Consider the following 3,644-nt stretch of genomic DNA (forward strand, 5'->3'; position numbering starts at 1 on the left):
CCGGCATCACCTTCGCCGCGGCCAATCCCAAGTACGAAGTCACCGTGTTCACCGACATCGACTGCGGCTACTGCCGGCGCATGCACAGCGAAATCGCCGAGTACAACCGCCTGGGCATCACCGTGAACTACCTGTTCTACCCGCGCGCGGGCATCGGTTCGGAGTCCTTCCAGAAGGCCGTCAACGTCTGGTGCGCGCCCGACCGCCGCAAGGCCCTGACCGAGGCCAAGGCCGGCAAGGACCTGCCCGAGGGCAACTGCACCAGTCCGGTCACCCGCGACTTCGACCTGGGCCGCCGGATCGGCCTGGACGGCACCCCGGCCATCTATTCGGACAACGGCACCCAGCTGGGCGGCTACGTGCCGCCGGCCGAAATGCTGGCCCGTCTGGACGAAATCGCCGCCAAATCGGCTGAATGAGCCCCACAGGCCGGGCCCCGGGCCCGGCCTTGGTTTACAATAGGCGGCTCGCTTCCCCAGGGATCTGTGCGGACATGATCGTCCTCGAGGGCCTGCCGGCCCTGTCGCCTTTCCGGCACGAACGTCTCCAAGCCCGCCTGCAGCAGCTCGTGCCGGGGCTCCGGCTTACCGGTGCCTGGTTCGTCTACTTCATCGAACCCGAGTCCGGCGCCAGCCCGGACACCGCCGCGCTGGGCCGCATCCTTGAAGGCTGCGTGTCCTTCGAAGAGCCCGCGCCCGGCGCCAGCCCGCGCTTCGTGGTGCCGCGCCTGGGCACGATGTCGCCCTGGGCCAGCAAGGCCACCGAAATCCTGCGCGGCGCCGGCCTGTCGGTGAAGCGTGTCGAACGCGGCACCCGCCTCGACCTCGACGGCCTGCCCGGCGCCGACGACCCGCGCTGGCCGAAGCTGGCGCGCATCCTGCACGACCCGATGACCCAGTCCCTGCTGGGCGCCCGCGAAGACGCTTCGGCGCTGTTCGTGGCCGGCCAGCCCGGCCAGGTCGAACGTATCGCGCTCGACCAGCTCGAGGCCGCCAACCAGCGTCTGGGCCTGGCCCTGTCGGACGACGAAATCGCCTACCTGCAGCGCCGCTACGGCGACCTTGGCCGCGACCCGTCCGACGCCGAACTGATGATGTTCGCGCAGGCCAACTCCGAACACTGCCGCCATAAGATTTTCAACGCCGACTGGATCATCGACGGCGAACAGCAAACGCACTCGCTGTTCCGCATGATCAAGAACACCCACGCGCGCAGCCCGCAGCTCACGCTCACCGCCTACAGCGACAACGCCGCGGTGGTGCAGGGCCATCCGGGCGCGCGCTTCCGCGCCGAAGCCGGCACCGGCGAATACGGCCACAGCGCGCCGATGGATTCGGCCTTCGCCATCAAGGTCGAAACCCACAACCACCCCACGGCCATCTCGCCGTTCCCGGGCGCCGCCACCGGCGCCGGCGGCGAAATCCGCGACGAGGGTGCCACCGGCCGCGGCGGCAAGCCCAAGGCCGGCCTCACCGGTTTTTCGGTCTCGCACCTGCGCATCCCGTCGCTGCCCCAGCCCTGGGAAAGCGATCGCCCGCTCAACCCGCGCATGGCCACGGCGCTGGAAATCATGACCGACGGCCCGATCGGCGCCGCCGCGTTCAACAACGAATTCGGCCGCCCGGCGCTGGCCGGTTATTTCCGCAGCTTCGAGCAGGCCACCGACCAGCCCGGCCTGGTGCGTGCCTACGACAAGCCGATCATGCTGGCCGGCGGCCTGGGCGCCATCGATCCTTCGCAGGTCACCAAGCTGGGCCTGCGCCCGGGTGACGCGGTGGTGGTGCTGGGCGGCCCGGCGATGCTTATCGGCCTGGGTGGCGGCGCCGCCTCGTCGGTAGCCTCGGGCCAGAGTTCGGAAGACCTCGATTTCGCTTCGGTGCAGCGCGACAACCCCGAGATGCAGCGTCGCTGCCAGGAAGTGATCGACCGCTGTTTCGCCCAGGGCGAACGCAACCCCATCCTTACCGCGCACGACGTCGGCGCCGGCGGCCTGTCCAACGCCATTCCCGAACTGCTGCACGACTCCAACGTCGGCGGCGTCATCGAGATGGCGAAGATCCCCAGCGACGATCCTTCGCTGTCGCCGATGCAGCTGTGGTCGAACGAAGCGCAGGAGCGTTACGTGCTCGGCGTCGCCGCCGACCGCGTGGCCGATTTCGAGGCCATCTGCCGGCGCGAGCGCGCCGTGTTCGCGGTCGTTGGCCATGCCACCGCCGAAGAGCGCCTGGTGCTGCGCGCGCCCGACGACAGCACGCCGATCGACCTGCCGATGGACGTGCTGTTCGGCAATTCGCCCAAGATGCTTCGCGACACCCAGCGTGAGCCGGCCCCGCGCTGGCCGCGCCTGGACAGCGCCAGGCTCGACCTGCACGAAGCCGGCCTGCGCGTGCTGGCGCACCCGACGGTGGCGTCCAAGAACTTCCTGGTCACCATCGGCGACCGCAGCGTCGGCGGCCTGTGTTCGCGCGACCAGATGGTCGGCCCCTGGCAGCTGCCGCTGGCCGACGTCGCCATCACCCTGACCGACTTCAACGGCGTCGCCGGCGAAGCCATGGCCGTGGGCGAACGCACCCCGCTGGCCCTGATCGATGCCGCCGCTTCGGCGCGCATGGCCGTGGGCGAAGCCATCACCAACCTCGCCGCGGCGCCGGTCGCTTCGCTCGAGGAAGTGAAACTGTCGGCCAACTGGATGGCGGCCGCTTCCTTCCCTGGCGAAGACGCGGCGCTGTTCGACGCCGTCAAGGCCGTGGGCATGGAACTGTGCCCCGAGCTCGACCTGTCGATTCCGGTCGGCAAGGACTCGCTGTCGATGCAGGCGCAGTGGCAGGCCGACGAAGGCCCGCAGAAGGTTGTCTCGCCGGTGTCGCTGGTGGTCAGTGCCTTCGCCCGCGTCGCCGACGCACGCCGGCAGCTGCTGCCGGTGCTCGACCGCAGCGCCGATTCGGAAATCTGGCTGATCGGCCTGGGTGCCGGCCAGCGGCGCATGGGCGGCTCGATCCTGGCCCAGGTGCACGGCGCCTTCGGCGGCGCCTGCCCGGACCTGGACGAACCCGGCCGCCTGCGCGCCTTCTTCGAACTGATCCAAGCCGCGCGTGCCGACGACCTGCTGCTGGCCTACCACGACCGTTCCGACGGCGGCGCCTTCGCGGCGCTGTGCGAAATGGCCTTCGCCGGCCACTGCGGCCTGGAGCTGAACCTCGAAGGCTGGGGCGACGACGCTTTCGCCGCGCTGTTCAACGAAGAACTGGGCGCGGTGGTGCAGATCGCTTCCGAAGACCGCGTCGCATTCGCCGACCTGGTGAACCGCCACGACCTGACCCACTGCGCCCAGCGCATCGGCAAGCCGACCACGGCGCCGGTGGTGCGCGTGAACCAGGGCCGCGAACTGCTGGCCGAATGGGGCTGGCAGCAGCTGTTCGGCGCCTGGTGGTCGGTGACGCACGCCATCCAGGCGCTGCGCGACGACCCGGCCGGTGCCGACGGCGAACGCGCCGCGCGCCTGGACTTCGCCGACCCGGGCCTGTCGCCGGTGCTCAGTTTCGACATGGCCCAGGACATCGCCGCGCCCTACATCCACACCGGCGTGCGCCCGAAGATCGCCGTGCTGCGCGAGCAGGGCGTCAACGGCCAGGTGGAAATGGCGG

At 70.1% G+C, this 3,644-nt stretch carries 2 protein-coding genes; both read left to right on the forward strand.

Going from position 1 to position 3,644, the window contains the following annotated elements; all coding sequences use genetic code 11:
* Window positions 1–419 (forward strand): thioredoxin fold domain-containing protein (locus tag AACZ35_RS13210; RefSeq protein ID WP_339830055.1); only part of this gene is annotated, 419 nt, incomplete at its 5' end.
* Window positions 420–493: 74 nt separating this feature from the next.
* The coding region (purL, locus tag AACZ35_RS13215; protein WP_339830057.1) for a phosphoribosylformylglycinamidine synthase at window positions 494–3,644 on the forward strand (3,151 nt) is incomplete at its 3' end.

The sequence above is a fragment of the uncultured Arenimonas sp. genome, from assembly GCF_963976025.1.
In the GTDB taxonomy this organism is placed as follows: domain Bacteria; phylum Pseudomonadota; class Gammaproteobacteria; order Xanthomonadales; family Xanthomonadaceae; genus Arenimonas.